The organism is Rhodanobacter sp. FW510-R10 (assembly GCF_058781105.1).
The window spans coordinates 347,524-366,421 of the sequence record NZ_JBYSWL010000001.1; the positions used below are offsets into that span (position 1 = coordinate 347,524).

At 67.3% G+C, this 18,898-nt stretch carries 15 protein-coding genes; 4 read left to right on the plus strand and 11 right to left on the minus strand.

Features of this window, described 5'->3' with window-relative positions; genetic code table 11:
- Positions 1 to 93: 93 nt before the first annotated feature.
- The 6 genes from rpoH to AC3WJB_RS01360 form a co-directional block, all read right to left on the minus strand.
- The gene (gene rpoH / locus AC3WJB_RS01335) at positions 94 to 954 is read right to left on the minus strand and encodes an RNA polymerase sigma factor RpoH (protein ID WP_492677947.1); all 861 of its coding nucleotides are present in this window, start codon (positions 952 to 954) and stop codon (positions 94 to 96) included.
- 156 nt (positions 955 to 1,110) lie between these two features.
- Entirely contained in the window at positions 1,111 to 1,797 is a 687-nt protein-coding gene (gene ung, locus AC3WJB_RS01340; RefSeq protein WP_492677948.1) for a uracil-DNA glycosylase, read from the minus strand.
- Positions 1,794 to 2,621, minus strand: a complete 828-nt coding sequence (locus tag AC3WJB_RS01345; protein ID WP_492677949.1) for a response regulator — start codon at positions 2,619 to 2,621, stop codon at positions 1,794 to 1,796. Before AC3WJB_RS01345 ends, ung begins: the two co-directional genes overlap by 4 nt.
- Before the next feature lie 155 nt (positions 2,622 to 2,776).
- Positions 2,777 to 3,760, minus strand: coding sequence for a permease-like cell division protein FtsX (gene ftsX / locus AC3WJB_RS01350; RefSeq protein ID WP_492677950.1), 984 nt, complete (start codon positions 3,758 to 3,760; stop codon positions 2,777 to 2,779).
- Positions 3,757 to 4,440, minus strand: coding sequence for a cell division ATP-binding protein FtsE (gene ftsE / locus AC3WJB_RS01355; RefSeq protein WP_492683024.1), 684 nt, complete (start codon positions 4,438 to 4,440; stop codon positions 3,757 to 3,759). The genes ftsX and ftsE overlap by 4 nt, the downstream gene beginning before the upstream one ends.
- 128 nt (positions 4,441 to 4,568) lie before the next feature.
- Complete coding sequence (locus AC3WJB_RS01360) at positions 4,569 to 6,317, minus strand: DEAD/DEAH box helicase (protein ID WP_492677951.1); 1,749 nt, start codon at positions 6,315 to 6,317, stop codon at positions 4,569 to 4,571.
- A 541-nt stretch (positions 6,318 to 6,858) separates the two neighbouring features.
- Between AC3WJB_RS01360 and trxA the strand changes: the two genes are divergently transcribed.
- The 3 genes from trxA (at position 6,859) to AC3WJB_RS01375 (ending at position 10,756) form a co-directional block, all read left to right on the plus strand.
- On the plus strand, positions 6,859 to 7,185 hold the full coding sequence (gene trxA / locus AC3WJB_RS01365; RefSeq protein ID WP_492677953.1) for a thioredoxin: 327 nt from the start codon (positions 6,859 to 6,861) through the stop codon (positions 7,183 to 7,185).
- Positions 7,186 to 7,345: 160 nt separating this feature from the next.
- Positions 7,346 to 9,244 (plus strand): transcription termination factor Rho, encoded by a 1,899-nt coding sequence (gene rho, locus AC3WJB_RS01370; protein WP_492677955.1) that lies wholly within the window; start codon positions 7,346 to 7,348, stop codon positions 9,242 to 9,244.
- Between the two features lie 141 nt (positions 9,245 to 9,385).
- On the plus strand, positions 9,386 to 10,756 hold the full coding sequence (locus AC3WJB_RS01375) for a glutamate--cysteine ligase (protein ID WP_492677957.1): 1,371 nt from the start codon (positions 9,386 to 9,388) through the stop codon (positions 10,754 to 10,756).
- On the opposite strand, the gene AC3WJB_RS01380 is transcribed toward AC3WJB_RS01375, so the two are convergent.
- Both AC3WJB_RS01380 and hemB read right to left on the minus strand, forming a co-directional pair.
- Complete coding sequence (locus tag AC3WJB_RS01380) at positions 10,750 to 11,784, minus strand: zinc-binding alcohol dehydrogenase family protein (protein ID WP_492677959.1); 1,035 nt, start codon at positions 11,782 to 11,784, stop codon at positions 10,750 to 10,752. The genes AC3WJB_RS01375 and AC3WJB_RS01380 overlap by 7 nt on opposite strands.
- A gap of 48 nt (positions 11,785 to 11,832) precedes the next feature.
- On the minus strand, positions 11,833 to 12,825 hold the full coding sequence (gene hemB, locus AC3WJB_RS01385; RefSeq protein WP_492677961.1) for a porphobilinogen synthase: 993 nt from the start codon (positions 12,823 to 12,825) through the stop codon (positions 11,833 to 11,835).
- A 99-nt stretch (positions 12,826 to 12,924) separates the two neighbouring features.
- Here hemB and glk point away from each other — a divergent pair, with 99 nt between their 5' ends.
- Positions 12,925 to 13,950 carry a glucokinase gene (glk, locus tag AC3WJB_RS01390; RefSeq protein ID WP_492677963.1) on the plus strand — a complete coding sequence of 342 codons (1,026 nt, stop codon included), beginning with the start codon at positions 12,925 to 12,927 and terminating at the stop codon, positions 13,948 to 13,950.
- Positions 13,951 to 13,985: 35 nt separating this feature from the next.
- On the opposite strand, the gene AC3WJB_RS01395 is transcribed toward glk, so the two are convergent.
- The 3 genes from AC3WJB_RS01395 to secB form a co-directional block, all read right to left on the minus strand.
- Positions 13,986 to 16,943 (minus strand): DEAD/DEAH box helicase, encoded by a 2,958-nt coding sequence (locus AC3WJB_RS01395; RefSeq protein ID WP_492677965.1) that lies wholly within the window; start codon positions 16,941 to 16,943, stop codon positions 13,986 to 13,988.
- A 186-nt stretch (positions 16,944 to 17,129) separates the two neighbouring features.
- Positions 17,130 to 18,155, minus strand: coding sequence for an NAD(P)H-dependent glycerol-3-phosphate dehydrogenase (locus tag AC3WJB_RS01400; protein ID WP_492677967.1), 1,026 nt, complete (start codon positions 18,153 to 18,155; stop codon positions 17,130 to 17,132).
- Positions 18,156 to 18,163: 8 nt separating this feature from the next.
- Positions 18,164 to 18,670, minus strand: coding sequence for a protein-export chaperone SecB (secB, locus tag AC3WJB_RS01405; protein WP_492677969.1), 507 nt, complete (start codon positions 18,668 to 18,670; stop codon positions 18,164 to 18,166).
- Between the last annotated feature and the right edge of the window lie 228 nt (positions 18,671 to 18,898).

Below are 18,898 nucleotides of genomic sequence, written 5' to 3' on the forward strand. Positions count from 1 at the left end.
CGCGCCGACGATACTTCGTATCGGCGGCGCGGCGGTCAAGCTCATCGGCTCAGGCATCGAGCCCGGGCGAACCGGCCCCGGCAATCACACTGCTCAGGCGGCAACCAGGGTGCGCATCTTCTTCATCGCATTCGCCTCGACCTGGCGGATGCGCTCGGCGGACACGCCATATTCGTCGGCCAGATCCTGCAGCGTGGCCTTGTTGTCGGTGTCGAGCCAACGCCGCTGGATGATGTCGCGCGAACGCGTGTCCAGGTGTTCGAGCGCGTCCGTCAGCAGCTGCGACTGGTTGTCGGCATAGTCCTCGTCGGCCAGGCTTTCGTAGGGATCGGCGCCATCGTCGACCAGGAATCCGGCCGGTGCGGGCTTGGTGTCCTCATCGGCATCCACCGGCAGCTCAAAGCCAACGTCGCGGCCGGACAGGCGCGATTCCATTTCGCGCACCGTCGCCTCCGGTACGCCGAGATCCTTCGCCACGCCGCGCACCTCGGCCGCATTCATCCAGCCCAGGCGCTTCTTGCTCTTGCGCAGGTTGAAGAACAGCTTGCGCTGCGCCTTGGTGGTGGCGACCTTGACGATGCGCCAGTTCTTCAGGATGAATTCGTGCATCTCGGCACGGATCCAGTGCACCGCAAAGCTGACCAGGCGCACGCCATGGTCCGGGTCAAAACGCTTGACCGCCTTCATCAGGCCGATGTTGCCCTCCTGGATCAGGTCGGCGAGCTGCAGGCCGTAGCCGCTGTAGCCACGCGCGACATGCACCACGAAGCGCAGATGCGACATCACCAGCTTGCGCGCCGCCGCCAGGTCACCGTCACGCTGGTACTCGCGCGACAGTTCTTGTTCTTCCTCGACGCTCAGCACCGGAATGCGGTGCACCGCGGAAATATAGGCATCCAGGCTGCCAACCACACTCGGCAAGGGAAAATTCGCAGTCACCAAAGCTTGGGACATGGACAGTGTCTCCTTGATCAAACGGTGATGATCGACGCGCTATTTTAGCACTCGGCCTCTTGGAGTGCTAAGGCACGCATTAGTTCACCACGGCAGGGCATTTACTAAACCGTATGGTACACGTATTTGCCCCTGCGATCCAGCATGGCAGCACGTTCAGGGTGGCAGCGACCAATCCATGGGCGGCTCGCCGCGACCAGCAAGATAGCGGTTGGCGGCGGAAAAGTGCCCGCACCCGATGAAGCCGCGATGGGCCGACAGCGGCGAGGGATGGGGCGCCTGCAGCACGCAGTGCCGGGAGCGGTCGATCAAGGCGCCCTTGCGCTGCGCATAGGAACCCCAGAGCAGAAACACCAGGCCTTCGCGTTCGCGTTCAAGCGCGGCAATTGCCGCGTCGGTGAAACCCTCCCAACCCTTGCCCTGGTGCGCCCCGGGTCGGCCCTCCTCGACGGTGAGCACGCTGTTGAGCAGCAACACGCCACGATCCGCCCAGGCCTCCAGGCAACCATGGCCGGGTGGGGCCAGGCCGAGATCGCGCTGCAGTTCCTGAAAAATGTTCTGCAGCGAGGGCGGTACGCGGACGCCGCGGCGGACGGAAAAACACAGGCCATGGGCTTGGCCTGGGCCGTGGTAGGGATCCTGGCCGAGGATGACCACCCGCACCGCCGCAAACGGGGTGTGGGCAAACGCGTTGAAGATTTCCCCGCCACGCGGATAGACGCGCACGCCGGCCTGTTGCCGGGCGCGCAGGAAACGGGCCAGCTCCTGCATATCCGGCCGCTGCAGGTAATCACCGAGCCGCGCCTTCCACGACGGCTCGAGCCGAACCGTCGCCCCGCTCACGCCGCGCGGGTGTTGACGTTGGCGCGCAAGCGCTGGGCCACGCGGACCTGGAACAACAATTTGGTCATCAGCAGGCGCTCCTCGACCGGCTTCTCCACCAGGTCGTTGGCACCGCCCGCAAGCAAGGCCGCCTGGTTGTCCCGGTTTGCGTCGCCGGTCATGACCAGCACCGGCAGGCGCCCCTTACTGTAACCCAGGTCACCGCGGATGCTCGCGAGCAGGTCACCGCCGGTCAACACGCCTTTGAGGTTGACGTCCGTGAGCACCAGGTCGGGGCCAATCCTGCCCTGCACCCTGGCGGTCTCCAGCACCGCCAGCGCATCCTCGCCATTGGTGACATGGCGCACGCTCATGCCGCTCCTTTCCAGCATGCGTCGGGTCGCCAGGGCCACGACCCGGCTGTCCTCCACGTACAACACTTCGCCGCTGGCCGTCGTGCGCGGCGAGAGATAGCCGTGCACGAATTCGGCCAGTGCGGGATAGCCCTGGCTCTTGTCGAAATAATCGGTCACCTCATCGCCCAGCGCGCGCCGGCGCAGGCGGTCGTCGACGTCGCCCGACACCACGATCACCGGCATGTAAGCCTGCGTGGTGGTGGCACGGACGCAATGCGCGAGCTCGAGCCCGTCCATGTCGGGCAGCCGCAGCGCGATGGTGATGAAATCGAACGCCTCCGCGGCCAGCCGCTGCTGGGCCTCGGCGCCCGACGCACATGCGCTCACCTGCACGCCGTGCAAACCGTCAAGCAGGACGCGGGCGATCAGCTGGCGCGCCACGCGCGAGCCATCCACCACCAGCACCCGCCTGGCAGCGTTACCCGTCATTCCCCAGTGGCCCATCCCCATGTCTGCCCACTCGCGCCCCGGTTCTCGTGTCCCGGGCTGCCGCGCGCGGCAGCCCGTTCCTGGAGCCATCATGCCCTGACGTCACCAGCCGTCAATGTGACAACGATCACGGTATGCGGCATGCACTCCGTGGCTCATGGCAGGTGTCGCAGCTGCCGGCCGCTCACCAGCCGCGCAGCCAGCCAACCCAGCACCGCGGTGGCCAGCGGCATGCCCAGCAACAGCCACAGCGGCAGGCCGGCGAGCGTGAGCTTGCCGGCATAGGCATGATTCAACTGGCGGGCCGGTCCCAGTAGCGCCCATTCCACGGCGGCAGCCAGCAGCGCCGCCAAAGCACCTCCCAGCAAGCCATACCAGATCCCGGCATAGATGTAGGGTCGGCGCACGAAGCGTGGACTGGCGCCAAGCAGGACCAGCACCGCAATCTCCGGGCTGCGGCTGGCGATGTCCACGCGCACGGTGTTGCCAACCACCAGCAAGGCCGCGAGCGCCAGCAACGAGGCCAGCACCAGGACCGCGCGGTTGCCGATCGCGAGCAAGGCGTCCAGGCGCTGTCGCCAGGCGCCGGCATCCTGCACCATGGCCACGCCGGCCAGGCTGCGCAGCTCGCCGACCAAGTGTGCAACCGCTGGCGCGTCCTGCTGCGGCCCCGGCAGCACCTGCAGCACATAGGGCAACGGGTTGTTGTCCAGCAGCTCCAGCGCGCTCGAAAACCCCTGCATGGTGGCCAGCTCCCGCAACCCCTGCTGCGGGGTCTTGATGCGCACCGTGGCCACTCCGGACAGCGTGCCAATCTGGCTGGCCAGCGCCTGCGCCTGCACCGCGGACTGGCCGCTGGCCAGGAACACGTTGACCGCCTGGGTCTGCCCCAGGGTCGCCCCCAGTCGTTGCACGTTACCCAGCAGCAGGAAGAAGGTCAGCGGCAGGGCCAGCGCCAGACCCATCACCGCAATGGTCAGCAGACTGCCCAGCGGCCGCGAGGCCAGGCGGCCCAGGCTGGTGAACGCGCTCCAGCGATGATGTTCCCACCAGCCAGCCAGGCGCCGACGACGCCGTGGCTTGCCGGCACCCGGCGTAGCCGCCGGCGCCGGCGCGACCTCCCCCTCGGGCGCGCTCACAGGATCTCCCGGGCAGCGAGGTCGGCCACGAGATGGCCATGATCGAGCACGATGACGCGCTTCTTCATGCGTTTGATCAGCGGCAGGTCGTGGCTCGCAATCAACACGGTGGTGCCGGCCGTCTGCACCTCGACGAACAAGCCCATGATGTCCACGGCAAGCTGGGGATCGAGGTTGCCGGTCGGCTCGTCGGCAATCAACAGGCTCGGCTGGGCGACGATGGCGCGGGCAATGCCCACGCGCTGCTGTTCGCCGGCCGACAGGTTGTCCGGCAATTGGTGCTCGCAGGCGAGCAGGCCAACCTTCTCCAGCGCCCGGCGCACCTGCAGCCGGCGTTCGCGCACGGCAACGCCCCCAATCAGCAGCGGCAGCTCGACATTGGCGTACACCGTGCGCTCCAGCAGCAGCCGATGATCCTGGAACACCATCCCAATGTCGCGCCGCAGGCCGGGTACATCGCGCCGGCGCAGGCGGGTGAGGTTCTTGCCGCCGAGCATGATGTTGCCGCCCGAAGGACGCTCGATGGCGCCAAGCAATTTGAGCAAGGTGCTCTTGCCGGCCCCGGAATGGCCGGTGACGAAGGCCATTTCCCCCGCCGCCACATCAAACGACAGTTGGGACAGCGCCTCGCGGCCCCCGGCATAACGCTTGCTGACCCGATCGAAGTGAATCATCGCGATGGCTCAAGGTCCGTGGCGATTGCGCTGGCGCAGAGGATAAGCCAAAGCCGCATCGGACTGCGCCGCCGCCGCAAAGCGGGTTGAAGCTGTGGCGCCGGCACGCGGGTGGGCGCACTGCGCACCTCCCCTCAATGTCGAGTAAACAAGCGGGTCAGGCGCCGGAACAATCCCGGCTTCTTGCCCCGATACGTGCCGCCGGCACCTTCGGTCACGACCACCTGGCGCGAAGGCCGATGGCTGGACGGCACCGGCGCAGACTCGCCGCGCGGCCGCGGCGCCCGCCGGCTGCCGCGTGCACCTCCATCGGCTGCCGCGGCCTTGTCGTCGCCGGCCGGTGTCGCCATCGACTGCCCTTCTTCCACAGGTCGCCGCCGTCCGCGGCCGCCGCGGTGGCGACGCGGCTTGCGGGCCGGCGCGTCAGCCGCGACCGAGGGGCTCGCGGCGGGCGCGCCAGCAGCCACCTCGGCCTGGGCCGGCACACTACCTGGCTCGGCAGGCTCCGCCGCACCACGACCGCGCCTGCGCGCGGGCCTGGCGCCAGCCACCTGGTCGGCGCTGGGACGCGACTGCGGCCCCCGGCGCGCGCCACCCGCCGCACTCCGGTGTGGAGGCTGTCCGGCATGCGGCTGCACGACGTCGCCAAACGAGGCACTGTCAGCCGCCACATTGGCCACGTATTCGGGATCCGGCGCGCGCGGCTTGGGCATCACCAGCAGCTCCGGATCTAGGTGCGCAACCGGGATGCTCTGGCCGATATAGGCCTCGATGTCCGGCAGCGCGATGGCATAGCGGTCGCAGGCAAAGCTGATTGCATCGCCCTCTTCGCCGAGACGCGCGGTGCGCCCAATGCGGTGCACGTAGTCTTCGGCCTCATGCGGCAGGTCGAAGTTGAACACGTGGGTGACGCCCGGTATGTGCAGGCCGCGCGCCGCCACGTCGGTGGCAACCAGGATGTCCAGTTGCCCCGCCTTGAAGCGCTGCAGCAATTTCTGCCGCTTGAGTTGCGGCACGTCACCGGAGACCGCGCCCACCCGGCAACCATGCCGCCGCAGGCGCTCGGTGACCTGTTCGGCCGCCACCTTGGTGTTGACGAAGACGATGCTGCGCGCCGGCTTGAGCTTGTCCATCAGGTTCAACAGCAGCGGCAGCTTTTCCTCGCGCGCCGGGAAATACACCAGCTGACGCACCTGGTCGGCGGTGACGTGTTCGCTCTCCACCACGACCTTGGCCGGATCGCGCATGTGCTCGTAGGCCAGCTCCAGCACCCGATAGCTCAGCGTCGCCGAGAACAGCAGCACCTGGCGCCGCTCGCGCGCCGGTAGACGGTGGAACAGGTAGCGCACGTCCTTGATGAAGCCGAGGTCGAACATGCGGTCGGCCTCGTCGATCACCATCACCTCGATGCCGTTGAGCCCGAACACGTGCTGCTTGTAGTAGTCGAGCAGTCGCCCGGGCGTGGCGATGATGATGTCGCAGCCGTCACGCAGTTCCTGGCGCTGGCGCTCGTAGTCGACGCCGCCATAGATCAGGGCCATGCGCAGCCCGGTATGGCGGCCAATGGCCAGGGCGTCCTTCTCGATCTGGATCGCGAGTTCCCGCGTGGGGGCGATGATCAGGGCACGCGGGTCGCTGTCCTTGCGCTCGGGGACGGCGGTCGTGGTGAGCAGTCGGTTCATGACCGCGACCAGAAAGGCCGCCGTCTTGCCGGTGCCCGTCTGGGCCTGGCCAGCGACGTCGCGCCCGGACAAGGCAATGGGCAAGGCCAGGTCCTGGATCGGCGTGCACTGCGCGAAACCGCTGTCGGCAATGCCCTGTTGCAGGAGGGGGTGCAATGGGAAGGAGGAAAAAAGCGTATCGGTAAGAACGGTTTGGGACATGTAGCGGATAACCTCGCTGGACGACAGCGTGACGCCTTGCAGCAGGCGGCCCCCGGAGGAGCCACGGGACAGCAAGACGGGAAACATGGCGGGCCGCGCGGACAGGCCGGCTTGGCAGCACGGCTCGCCGCTTGGCTTGGCGGCGTAGGCTGGCTGGTCGGATGGCGAAATCGCCACCCTTGAATCACGCCCGCAGTTGCGCTGGAATGGGGCCCTTGCACACGCTACCGGGCCCGATCCGTGCATCGTGGACGGTTGAGTGTAGCCGATCACCGCCAGGCAGTCGCCCCGGGAGCATGGGCGGTGGAAACGTTCGAGGCGAAAAGTCCCATGCGCGAGGACCGTTTTTTCGACGCTGCGCCGGCCCATGGTGGTTTCTAGGGGTCAAGCAGCGGCGGAAACCGGGCCGCGCGGAGGGCCTTGCAGCCCGGATGCTTCTGCCGCCCACGCTCCCAGCTTGCAATGCAGGCCAATATGCCCCACGTGTGGGTGATCCGGGTATTTTTCGAAATGCGGCATCCGTCGCAGCATGGAGGTTCCAGTGAACGACCTGATTACCCACGTAAGCGATGCCGCCTTCGAGCAGGAGGTGTTGAAATCGGAAACCCCAGTCCTGCTCGACTTCTGGGCTGAATGGTGTGGCCCCTGCAAATCCATCGCGCCCATGCTCGATGAGGTGGCCACCGAGTACGCCGGGCGCCTGCGCGTGGTCAAGGTGAACATCGACGAGAACCAGCAGACCCCGCGCACCTACAACGTCCGCGGCATCCCCACGTTGATGCTGTTCAAGGACGGCAAGGTCGAGGGCACGCAGATCGGCGCCGTCGGCAAGCGCCAGCTCACGCAAATGATCGACCACGCCATCTGATCCGCTCCCTGCCGGAGCTGCCGGCACCCGCCGCGCCCTTTACGGCTGTGTGCGGCGGGTGCTAGATTCATCCCGTCTGTCGGGACTTTCGATCCCGCCGCGCGCCCCGCGCGACACACTTCCTCCCCCCGCACCACAACGGCCCTCGCCAGGACTGCCCGTGTCTGATACTGACAACCATACCCCCGATCCCGAGGGCGATAGCCCGAGCGCTGCCAAAAGCAAATCGCCACGTGCGCGCGCTCCGCGCCGCAGCACGGCAGCCAAGGCAGCGCCCAAGACGCAGGACACGACGGCAGCAGCCGACCACGCGCCAACCCCAACGCCGGCAACGCCTGCCGCGGCGGCGCCGGCAGTGTCGGCAGGCCATGTCCAGGCCCCCGTACGCGCGGAATCTTCCGTACCGCCGCAACCCGCCAATGGCGGTGAACAGCGTCCACAAAGCGCCGAGCCCAGGTACCCCAGCACGAACGCCGAGCCGTCCTGGTCCTCCGGCCAGGGCGCCGATGCGGCACCCGCCACGAGCCCGCAACCGCATGCGAACGCCACGCCGCGCGGCAGCACCGATGCCGCGGCCAATGCGGAGCCGGAGCGGGCCGGGATGCAAGCCGAAGGGCCCAACCCGAACACTGGCCGGCAAGGCGGCAACAACCCGCGCGAGGGCCGCGGCCGGCGCCGGCGCAACGAACGCGGCGGCAACGGCCAGCAGCGCCAACACGGCAACAACCCGCGGCACAACAATCCGAGCGGGCTGCCGGTCGACGACGACAATGCCGACCCGGGCAGCAACGACCGCGTCATCAACCTCACCGAGCTCAAGCGCAAGAACGCCGTGCAACTGCTCGAGTTCGCCGAGTCCGTCGGCGTTTCCGAAGGCGTCTCCCGCGCACGCCGCCAGGATGTGATCTTCAACGTATTGAAGGCACACGCCCGCTCCGGCGGCGGCATCTGGGCCGAAGGCGCGCTGGAAATCCTGCAGGATGGCTTCGGTTTCCTGCGTTCGGCCGACGAGTCCTACCTGGCCGGCCCCGACGACATCTACGTCTCGCCCAGCCAGATCCGGCGCTTCAACCTGCGCACGGGCGACTACATCACCGGCCGCGTGCGGCACCCGAAGGAAGGCGAACGCTACTTCGCCATGCTGCGCCTGGAGACGATCAACGGCGACCCGCCGGAGACGTCGAAGAACAAGATGCTGTTCGAGAACCTGACGCCGCTGTTCCCGCGCAAGATGTTCCACCTGGAGCGCGGCAACGGCTCCAGCGAGGACATCACCGGCCGCATCCTCGACCTGATTGCGCCCATCGGGCGCGGCCAGCGTGGCTTGATCGTGTCGCAGCCGAAATCCGGCAAGACGATGATGCTGCAGAACATCGCCCAGGCGATCACCCACAACGATCCCGATACGCACTTGATGATCCTGCTGATCGACGAGCGCCCGGAGGAAGTCACCGAGATTTCCCGCTCGGTGCGCGCCGAGGTGATCAGCTCCACGTTCGACGAGCCGCCGGTGCGGCATGTGCAGGTGGCGGAAATGGTGATCGAGCGCGCCAAGCGCCTGGTCGAGCACAAGCGCGACGTGGTCATCCTGCTCGACTCCATCACCCGCCTGGCGCGCGCCTACAACACCGTGGTACCGAGCTCGGGCAAGGTGCTGACTGGCGGCGTCGACGCGAACGCGCTGCAACGCCCGAAGCGGTTCTTCGGCGCGGCACGCAATGCCGAGGAAGGCGGCAGCCTGACCATCATCGCCACCGCGTTGACCGAGACCGGCTCGAAGATGGATGACATCATCTACGAGGAGTTCAAGGGCACCGGCAACATGGAAGTGCATCTTTCCCGCCGCATCTCCGAGAAGCGCGTCTTTCCCGCGATCGACATCAACCGTTCTGGTACGCGACGCGAGGATTTGTTGATCGAGCCCGATCTGCTGGCCAAGATCTGGATCCTGCGCAAGCTGCTGCACCCGATGGACGAGCTGGCGGCCATGGAATTCATGCTCGACAAGATGAAGAACACCAAGTCCAACGAAGAATTCTTCAATGCCATGAAGCGCTGAGGACGGCACGGGACCAAGCCACGCAGTCGATTGCCTGGCCCGCCGGTACCGTCCACGACAGGGCTGGTTTCAATGCCGCGCGGGGGCCTTTTCGTGGCTGCATGGCGTCCCCATAGTGTCGGCACACAGTGAGGTGATGGCGTGTCGATACCCAGTGCGGTCAAACACACCCCGATCAGCGGAGGCCGCCAGCAGTTGGCGGACTACCTGGCTGCCGGCGAAAAGCCGCGCGAGGCCTGGCGCATCGGCACCGAGCACGAAAAGTTCGGCTTCCTCACCGATACGCTCCGCCCGCCAACCTTCGAGGGCGAGCGTGGCATCAAGCTGCTGCTGGAAACCCTGGCCACGCGCTACGGCTGGGATGTGGCGCGCGAAGGCGAAAATCCCGTCGCGCTGTCCCGGGACAAGGCCGCGATCACCCTGGAACCCGCCGGCCAGCTCGAACTCTCCGGGGCGCCGCTGGAAAACGTGCACCAGACCTGTGCCGAGGTGAACGGACATCTGAAGGAGGTGCGCTCGGTGGCCGAGTCGCACGGCATTGGCTTCCTGGGCATGGGTTTCCAGCCCAAGTGGCGCCGCGATGACATGCCGTGGATGCCCAAGGGACGCTACCAGATCATGCGCGACTACATGCCCAAGGTCGGCTCGCTCGGCCTGGACATGATGACGCGCACCTGCACGGTGCAGGTCAACCTGGACTTCGGGAGCCAGGCGGACATGATCAAGAAGTTCCGCGTCGGCCTGGCCTTGCAGCCGGTGGCGACCGCGCTGTTTGCCGACTCGCCGTTCACCGAGGGACGTCCAAACGGCTATCAGTCCTACCGCTCGCATATCTGGACCGACACCGACGCGGCGCGCACCGGCATGCTTGACTTCGTCTTCGAGGACGGCTTCGGCTATGAGCGTTATGTCGACTACCTGCTCGACGTGCCGATGTACTTCAGCCTGCAGCATGGCCGCTACGTCGACCTGGCCGGCCAGGACTTCAAGCGCTTCATGGCCGGTGAACTGCCGATGCTGCCCGGCATCCGCGCCAACATGACCGACTTTGCCGACCATCTCACCACCGCGTTTCCCGAAGTGCGGCTCAAGCAGTACCTGGAGATGCGCGGCGCCGATGGCGGGCCGTGGAACCGCCTGTGTGCGCTGCCCGCGTTCTGGGTCGGCCTGCTCTACGACGACGAGGCGCTGGACGCTGCCTGGGACCTGGTCAAGGACTTCACGCGCGACGAGCGCCACGCCTTGCGCGATGGCGTACCCAGGCACGCGCTCAAGCTGCCGTTCCGCAAGGCGAGCGTGCGCGAGCTGGCCGCGCAGGCGCTGGAAATCGCCAAGCACGGCCTGCGCCGGCGCGCCCGGCTCAATGCCCTGGGCAACGACGAGGCCATCTTCCTCGACCCGCTGCAGAAAATCGTCGAGGCCAACCAGACCCCGGCCGAACAGAAGCTCGAGCTGTTCCACGGCCCTTGGCACGGCAGCGTGGATCCGGTCTTTACGGAGTTCGCCTACTGAGCGGCAGGAGCCTGGGCGCGGGCTTCGAGCACGATTTTCCCCAAGACGTGGCCCTGCTCGATCCGGACGTGGGCCTGGCGGAGAGTAGCGGCATTGATCCCTTCGATGCGCTCCGTGAGCGTGGTGCGGACGACGCCCGCGTCCACCAGCGCCGCCAGGCGGCGGAGGATTTCATGCTGGCGCTCCCGGGCGGCGGTGGCATACATCGAGCGCGTGAACATGTATTCCCAATGCACCGACAGCGACTTGCGCTTGAACGGCGCGATGTCGAGCGCGCCGGGATCGTCAATGAGCGCGAGCTGTCCCTCGGCCCGCAGCACGTCCAGGATCTGCGTGAGGTGACTGCCGGTGTGGTTGAGGCCAACCACGTGGGTGACGTCCCCGATGCCCAGCGCCGCAAGCTGCGGGCGCCATGGCTGGCCATGGTCAATCACCTGTTGGGCGCCCATGGAACGCACCCAGGCGCGGCTTTCCGCCCGCGAGGCCGTGGCGATCACAGTCAGGCCGGTCAGCGCGCGGGCAAGTTGCAGGAGGATCGAGCCGACCCCACCGCCCGCGCCAATCACCAGCAACCGATTGTCCGCACAAGGATCGGCCCGCTGCACCGCCAGCCGATCAAATAACAGCTCCCACGCGGTGAGGCCCGTCAAGGGCAGCGCCGCGGACTGCGCAAAGTCGAGCGACTTCGGCATCGGTCCTACGAGGCGTTCATCCACCGCCTGGAACTCGGCGTTGCTGCCTTGGCGCATCAGCTCACCGGCGTACCACACCCGATCGCCAGGCTGGAAACGGCAGACCTTGGCGCCCACCTCCCGTACCACGCCGGCGGCGTCCCAACCCAGCACGCGCGGCGCATCCGGCGGCGGCGTGGCGCTGCAGCGCACCTTCGTGTCCACCGGGTTGACCGATACCGCCTTCACCTCGACCAGCAGGTCGTGCGCGCCCGGTACCGGCACCGGCAAGTCGAGGTCCACCAGGGACCCGGCCTGGTCGATCGGCAAGGGACGGATGAAGCCGACGGCTTTCATGCAGGCCTCCCGGAAAAAACTACAGGCGAGGTGTGAGGCGACCGCCAATCACCCGCCGCGCAGCCAGCGCGCCGCGTCCAGCGCGAAATAGGTAAGGATCGCGTCGGCGCCGGCGCGCTTGATGCTGGTCAGCGCCTCCAGCACCACCGCGCGCTCGTCCAGCCAGCCGTTCTGCGCGGCGGCCTTGAGCATCGCGTACTCGCCGCTGACCTGGTAGACGAAGGTCGGCGCGCCAAAGCGGTCCTTGACCCGGCGCACGATATCCAGATATGGCAGGCCAGGCTTGACCATCACGACGTCGGCACCCTCGTCCAGGTCGAGCGCGATCTCGCGCAAAGCCTCGTCGCTGTTGGCGACATCCATCTGGTAGGTGTGCTTGTCGGCCTTGCCGAGGCTGGCTGCCGAGCCCACGGCGTCGCGGAACGGGCCATAGAACGCGGAGGCGTACTTCGCCGAATAGGCCAGGATGCGGGTGTGGATGTGGCCGGCCGCCTCCAGTGCGCTGCGGATCGTGCCGATGCGGCCGTCCATCATGTCCGAAGGGGCGACGAAATCCATGCCGGCCGCGGCCTGGGCCAGCGACATCTTCACCAGCGCTTCCACCGTCGGCTCGTTCATCACGTAGCCATCGGCGTCAATCAATCCATCCTGGCCATGCGTGGTGTACGGGTCGAGTGCCACGTCGCCGATCAGGCCAAGTTCCGGATAGCGTGCCTTCAGCGCACGGGTCGCGCGATGCATGAGGTTGTCGGGGTTCCACGCCTCGCACGCGTCCAGCGTCTTCACCTCGGCCGACGGCGAGGGAAACAAGGCCAGCGCCGGCACGTCCAGGCGCACGCATTCACCGGCGAGCTTCAGCAACTCGTCGATGGACACGCGATCCACGCCGGGCATGGAGGGCACGGGCTCGCGGCGCGCCTCGCCCTCGATGACGAAGGCGACCATGATCAGGTCGCTGGGCAGCAAACTGTGCTCGCGCATCAGGGCGCGGGAAAAGGCGTCGTGCCGCATGCGCCGCATGCGCGTATGGGGGAAGCTCATGGGGTGCGCCGTACTTCGATGAGGAATACGGTGTGATTGTACTGCGCACCCCAAGCTCCCAGGATGGACGGCCGCCGGGCAAAGCGGCACTCTAGGGATATGTCGACCACTACTCCCACCCCCGGCGACCAGGCCTGCGCAAGCACCTTGCTGGTCGATCTGGGCGGCACCAACGTACGTTTCGCCTCGTGCGACCCGACCCGGAGCGCGCCGCTCCGGCCCGGCACCCTGCGGCGCTATCGCGTCGATGATTTCCCCTCGCTGGAAGCAGCCACCCGACGATACCTCGGCGACAGCGTCGCACAGCCGCAACGCATGTTGGTCGCCGCGGCAGGCCGGGTCAGCGCGGAGCAAACGGTCAAGATCACGAACCATGCGTGGACCATCGACGCGCACGTGCTGGAACGCGAGCTTGCCTTGCAGTCGGTACGCCTGGTCAACGATTTCGCCGCCCAGTCCATGGCGCCCATCCTGCTCGCCAGGGACGATCTGCTCGCGCTTGGTGGCCACCCGCTGCCAGCACCCGCCACGCACGGCACGCAGACCTTTGCCGTCATCGGTCCCGGGACGGGCCTCGGCATCGGTGCCTTGTTGGTACGCGAGGGCCACCCGGAGGCGCTGGAAACCGAAGGCGGCCACAGCGGCTTCGCGCCGCAGACAGACACGGAAATCGAACTGCTGCAGCGCCTGGCCAGCCGCTACGGCCGCATTTCGAACGAACGCGTGCTGTGCGGCAGCGGGCTGGTCAATCTGTACACGACGCTGTGTGCCATCGCCGGGCAGGCCGCCGAGCCGCTGCGACCAGAAGACGTCACGGCGCGCGCCAATGCCGGCAGCGACCCGTACTGCGTACGCGCCGTGGAAACCATGGTCGGCATCTTCGGCAGCGTGGCCGGAGATCTGGTGCTCGCGCTTGGCGCGTGGGATGGCGTGTACCTCACTGGCGGCCTGCTGCCGGTGTTGTTGCCCTGGCTGCAACGCGGCAGTTTCGTCGCCCGCTTCGAAGCCAAAGGACGCTTCGCCGAGGCCGTGCGCAAGGTACCGATCGCCGCCATCACCGCGGCCGAGCCCGGCCTGCTCGGCGTCGCCGCGATCGTCCGACAGGAAGATGCCCCTGGCCGATGAAGGCAGGGATCCACTTTCTGTGGGAGCAAATCCTCCTACTCCGGCGGTGCCAACAGCCGCGCCAGATCGGCCTCATCGAAGCTGAACCGGCTGCGGCTGCCGCCGCCATCGAGCACCGCGGCAGCCAGCTCGGCCTTGCGCGATTTCATCTCCTCGATGCGCTCCTCGACGGTGCCCACGGTAATCAGCCGGAACACAAACACCGGCTTGTCCTGGCCAATGCGGTGCGCGCGGTCGCTGGCCTGGTCCTCGGCGGCCGGATTCCACCAAGGGTCGTAGTGGATCACGGTGTCGGCGGCAGTGAGGTTCAAGCCCACGCCGCCGGCCTTCAGCGAGAGCAGGAACAGCGGCACCTTGCCGGACTGGAAACGCTGCACCGGATCGCCGCGGTCGCGGGTTTCGCCGGTCAGGGTGACGTAGCGGATACGCCGACGGTCGAGCTCGGCGGCCAGCAGCTTGAGCATGCTGGTGAACTGTGAAAACAACAGGACCCGACGCCCCTCATCGAGCAGGGCCGGCAGCATCTCCATCAGCAACTCGAGCTTGGCCGACTCGCGTACCCCACGCGCCGCCTCGAGCTTGACCAGGCGCGGGTCGCAGCAGACCTGGCGCAGCTTGAGCAGGGCATCCAGCACCACGATGCCGGAGTGGGCCATGCCGCGTTCGGCGATGATCTCGCGCAGTTCGTCGGCCAGGGCGAGGCGCAAGCCGTCATACAGCTCGCGCTGCCGACCGAGCAAGGCGACGCGGCGTGTGATCTCGGTCTTCGGCGGCAGCTCGGTGGCCACCTGAGACTTGGTGCGGCGCAGGATGAACGGCGCGATGCGCTGGTTCAGCCGCTGCAGGCAGGCCTCGTCGTGCTGCTTCTCGATCGGCTGGCGATAATGGCGGCGAAACAAGGCCTCGTCGCCCAGCAGGCCGGGCACCGCCAGGTCCATCTGCGCCCAGAGCTCGCCCAGATGGTTTTCCAGCGGAGTGCCGGTGAGGCACAGGTAACGGCGCGTGCACAGGCCGAGCAGCGCGCGCCGCGCCAGGGTGCGCGGGTTTTTCACCTGCTGCGCCTCGTCCAGCACGATCACGGAAAAGCACTGCTTGCGCAGCAGCGCGGCATCGCGCGGCACCAGCGCGTAGGTCGTCAGCACGATGTCGGCGCCGGCCATTTGCGCAAAGGCGTCAGCGCGTTGCGGGCCATGCACTACCAGTACCCGCAGCGTAGGCGCAAAGCGCGCGGCCTCGGCCTGCCAGTTCGGGATCAGGCTGGTCGGCACCACCACCAGGGCCGGCAATTCCAACGCGCCGGCGTGTTTCAAGGCCAGCAGGTGGGTCAACAACTGCAAGGTCTTGCCCAGGCCCATGTCGTCGGCAAGCACGCCGCCGACATCGGCTTCGGCTAGGGCATTGAGCCAGCGCAGGCCTTCGCGCTGGTAAGGCCGCAATTCGCCCTGCAGCCCGGGTGGCACCACGTCGCTGGCCCGGGCTGCAACGTCGCGCAGCTTGGCGGTGAAACCGCGCAGTTGCTTGGGCGCTTCGAGCACGCTGTCGGCTGGCAAGGCTGCGGCCAGCTCGTCCAGGCGGCCAGCCTGGACCCGCGGCAGATGCAGCTTCTGGCGCGGCGTTTCCAGATATTCGATCAGCGGTGCCAGCAGGCTGCGCAGCTCATCGACCGATACTGGCACCCGGCGCCGCGCATCCAGCGGCGCATACCACACCGCATCGGCCGGCTCGTTGGCTGCCGGCTGCAGGCTCAGCTGTTGCTCGGCCAGCGCCTGCGCCACGGCCGGCAGCAGGTTGTGGCGCACCCCACCGACTTCGATCCCAATCTCCAGGTCGAAAGCATGGTCGTCACAGTCGTCGACCGCACTGCCGTACCAGCGCACCGGTCCATCGAGCACCTCGAAGGGAAAACTCGGCGCATATTCGACGTGGAAGCCCTCCTCTTCCAGGCGCGCACGCAAGGCCAGCCACCGGGAGGGCGTATTGACCTCGAGCGCGCCGGTGGGGCCGGCACCCGCAAACAGCCACGCGTCGTCGGGCAGGATGTCGGCGACATCCCACGGCAGGCCATCGGTATCCACGCCGGTGCTCAGGCCGATGCGCTCGAGCTGCTCCATGGCCACCAGCTCGTCGGCGCGGCGGCGCACGATCTCCACCAGCTGTCCACCGCGCACGCGGCGTACCCGCGGCTCGCCGCCACGGCTTGGCAGGCGCTCGCCGGCGTAATCAAATGCGAGCCGGCCATAGCCAAGTGGCGGAGTCCCGGCGGCCAGCCGCGGATGGCGGGTCAGCGCATGCAGGATCAGCACCGGTTGCGGCGCAAAATCGGCGTGCTGCACCTCGGCAAAGACCTGCGGGGGCGGCACGCGCTTGCCCACCGGACTGTCGGACAGGCGGCTGCGCATGCGCTTGCCAAACTCGTGGCGCAATGGCGGCAACTCCAGCCAGCGGGATTCCTCCACTGCGCCTTCAAGCATGCCGAGCGTGGCCCGCTCGGCGTCGAGGTACCACAGTGCGTCGATCCACAGCAGGCGCTGGTTCGCCGGCAGCACCGGCAACAGGCGCTGCGTGCCGTCGGGCTCCATGCGCCAGTACCACTCGAGCCGCTGGTTGCCGCCGTGGGCCAGGCGCAAACCGCCGAGCCCACCGAGGAAGCAAGGCGTCGCGTCCAGCACTTCGCCCAGCAGCGCATCGCCGACGCGCCCGCGCAAGCGGGCATAGCTGCGCTCCTTGCGCGCGCTTTGCGGCAAGCCCAACACGGTCGCGGCAAGCCGCTGCTCGCGCGCCCGCAGCGGCGTATGCAACAAACGTCGGCTGTCCAGCGCCAGCGCGCGCACATGGTGGCCGTGCTCATCCAGCGTCAGCCACACTGGTGCCATATCGACGTGGGCAAAATTGCCTCCGTCCGCAGCCACGATTTCGACGAAGAAGCCAAGTTCGCCACCCAATGCATCTGCGGCGGCGACCGGCGCAAGCAGTCGACGCCACTCCGGAGCCATGCGCTCATCGCCTGGCCCGGGCGCCGGATTGGCCGCGAAGTCTGGTTTTCCGTCCGCCGCTGGATGCATTGACACGCGATTGGCCGCAGTCAAATGCCTGAGCTTAGCAGCGCGCCGCCTCGATGATGGCAACCGTCGCCGACAACATGTTCCACGGCACCGCCACCTTCACGCGACACGAAGCGCTCAATGCCGGCAAAACAGGCCTTGTGGATACTCGGCCTTGCGCTCGCGCGCCATCAAGGTATGCAGCGCATCGATTGGAGTGGCGGCGCCGTGCAGCACCGCATGCACGGCGGCACTGATCGGCAAGTCCAGGCCGTGCCGCGAGGCCAGGCGCACGACCTCGTTGGTGGTGAGCACGCCTTCCACGACTTGGCCAATCTCGCGCAGCGCTTCGTCCATGGACACACCCCGGCCCAGGGCCAGCCCGAGACGGCGGTTGCGCGACAGGTCGCCGGTGCAGGTCAGCACCAGGTCGCCCAGGCCAGACAGGCCGATCAGGGTTTCCGGCTGCGCGCCCAGGGCCATGCCCAGGCGCAGCATCTCGTTCATGCCGCGGGTGATCAGGCCGGCGCGCGCGTTCAATCCCAGTTGCATCCCGTCGGCAATGCCGGTGGCGACTGCCAACACATTCTTCATCGCCCCGCCCAGTTCGGCGCCCAGCACGTCGGCTCCGGAATAAGCGCGCAGGTTCGGCGCATGCAGCAAGCCGGCCAGGTGTTCGGCAAAGCCGGCATCGTCCGAATGCACGGTCACGGCACTGGGCAAGCCGGCCGCCACTTCCCGCGCAAACGAGGGGCCAGTGACCACCGCGGCGCGCCGGCCAGGAAACTGTGCCGCGACCAGCTCATGCAAGAAACGCCCGGTGCCGGGCTCGAAACCCTTGGTCGCCCAAGCCACCGCGGTGCGCTCCTCCAGCACCGGGGCCATGGCCGCCAGCACGGCGGCGAAGGCATGGCTGGGTACCACGATCAGCGCGATCGTGGCGCCGCGCAGCGCCACGGCCAGGTCGCCGGTACAGAGCAGGGCCTCTGGCAACTCCACGTCCGGCAGGTAGCGCTGGTTGCGATGCGCGGCGGCGATGTCCGCCAGCACACGCGCATCGCGCCCCCATAAGCGGGCCGGGATGCCGTTGCGCACCAGCAACGCGGCCAGCGCCGTGCCCCAGGAGCCGCTGCCAAGGACGGCTACGATCGGCTGTGCCGCCATGACTCGTATCAGCTGTTCAGTACAGGCGGCGGCACGTCGTCGCCTGCCTGCCGGCGGCGCTGCTGCTCGGCATACAAAGCGTCGAAATTGATCGGCTGCAACAGGAAGGGCGGGAAGCCGCCTTCCAGCACCAGCGCGGAAATCAGCTGGCGGGCATACGGAAACAGCAGGTTCGGGCAATAGCTGCCGACGATGTTCTCGCGATCGGAATCGGCGAAACCCGCAATGCCGAACAGGCCGGCCTGCTGCACCTCGGCCAGGTAGGCGGTGCGCTGACCCACCGTGCAGGTGAGGGTCAGGCTGAGCACGACTTCATACAGGTCGTTGCCCATTGCCGTGGCCTTCTGCGCCAGGTTGAGCTGGACCTGCGGCTGCTCCTCACTGCCGATTTCCTGGAATACGTGCGGCGCATTGGGGACTTCGAACGAAACGTCCTTCACATAGATCTTCTGCACCACCAACTGTTGGCCCTGGAACTGTCCGTTGGACTGGTCGGCGGGCGTCACTTCTGCCATCGGGTATCCCTCGCGGGCGTCGTCAAAAGGGGACGATTGTTCCACACTTCCAGGGCCGACGCACGTCTGGAGGAACACTACGATTGCGCAGCACACTGATTTCCTGCGAGAATAGCTGACTTGCGCCATCGACCGGGTGACACCGGCAGTCCGTCGTGCACTGCGGACCTCACGATCAAGCGCCCGCTGTACCTCTCCAGCAGCGCATGCGGCCCGCCAAGGCGGGTC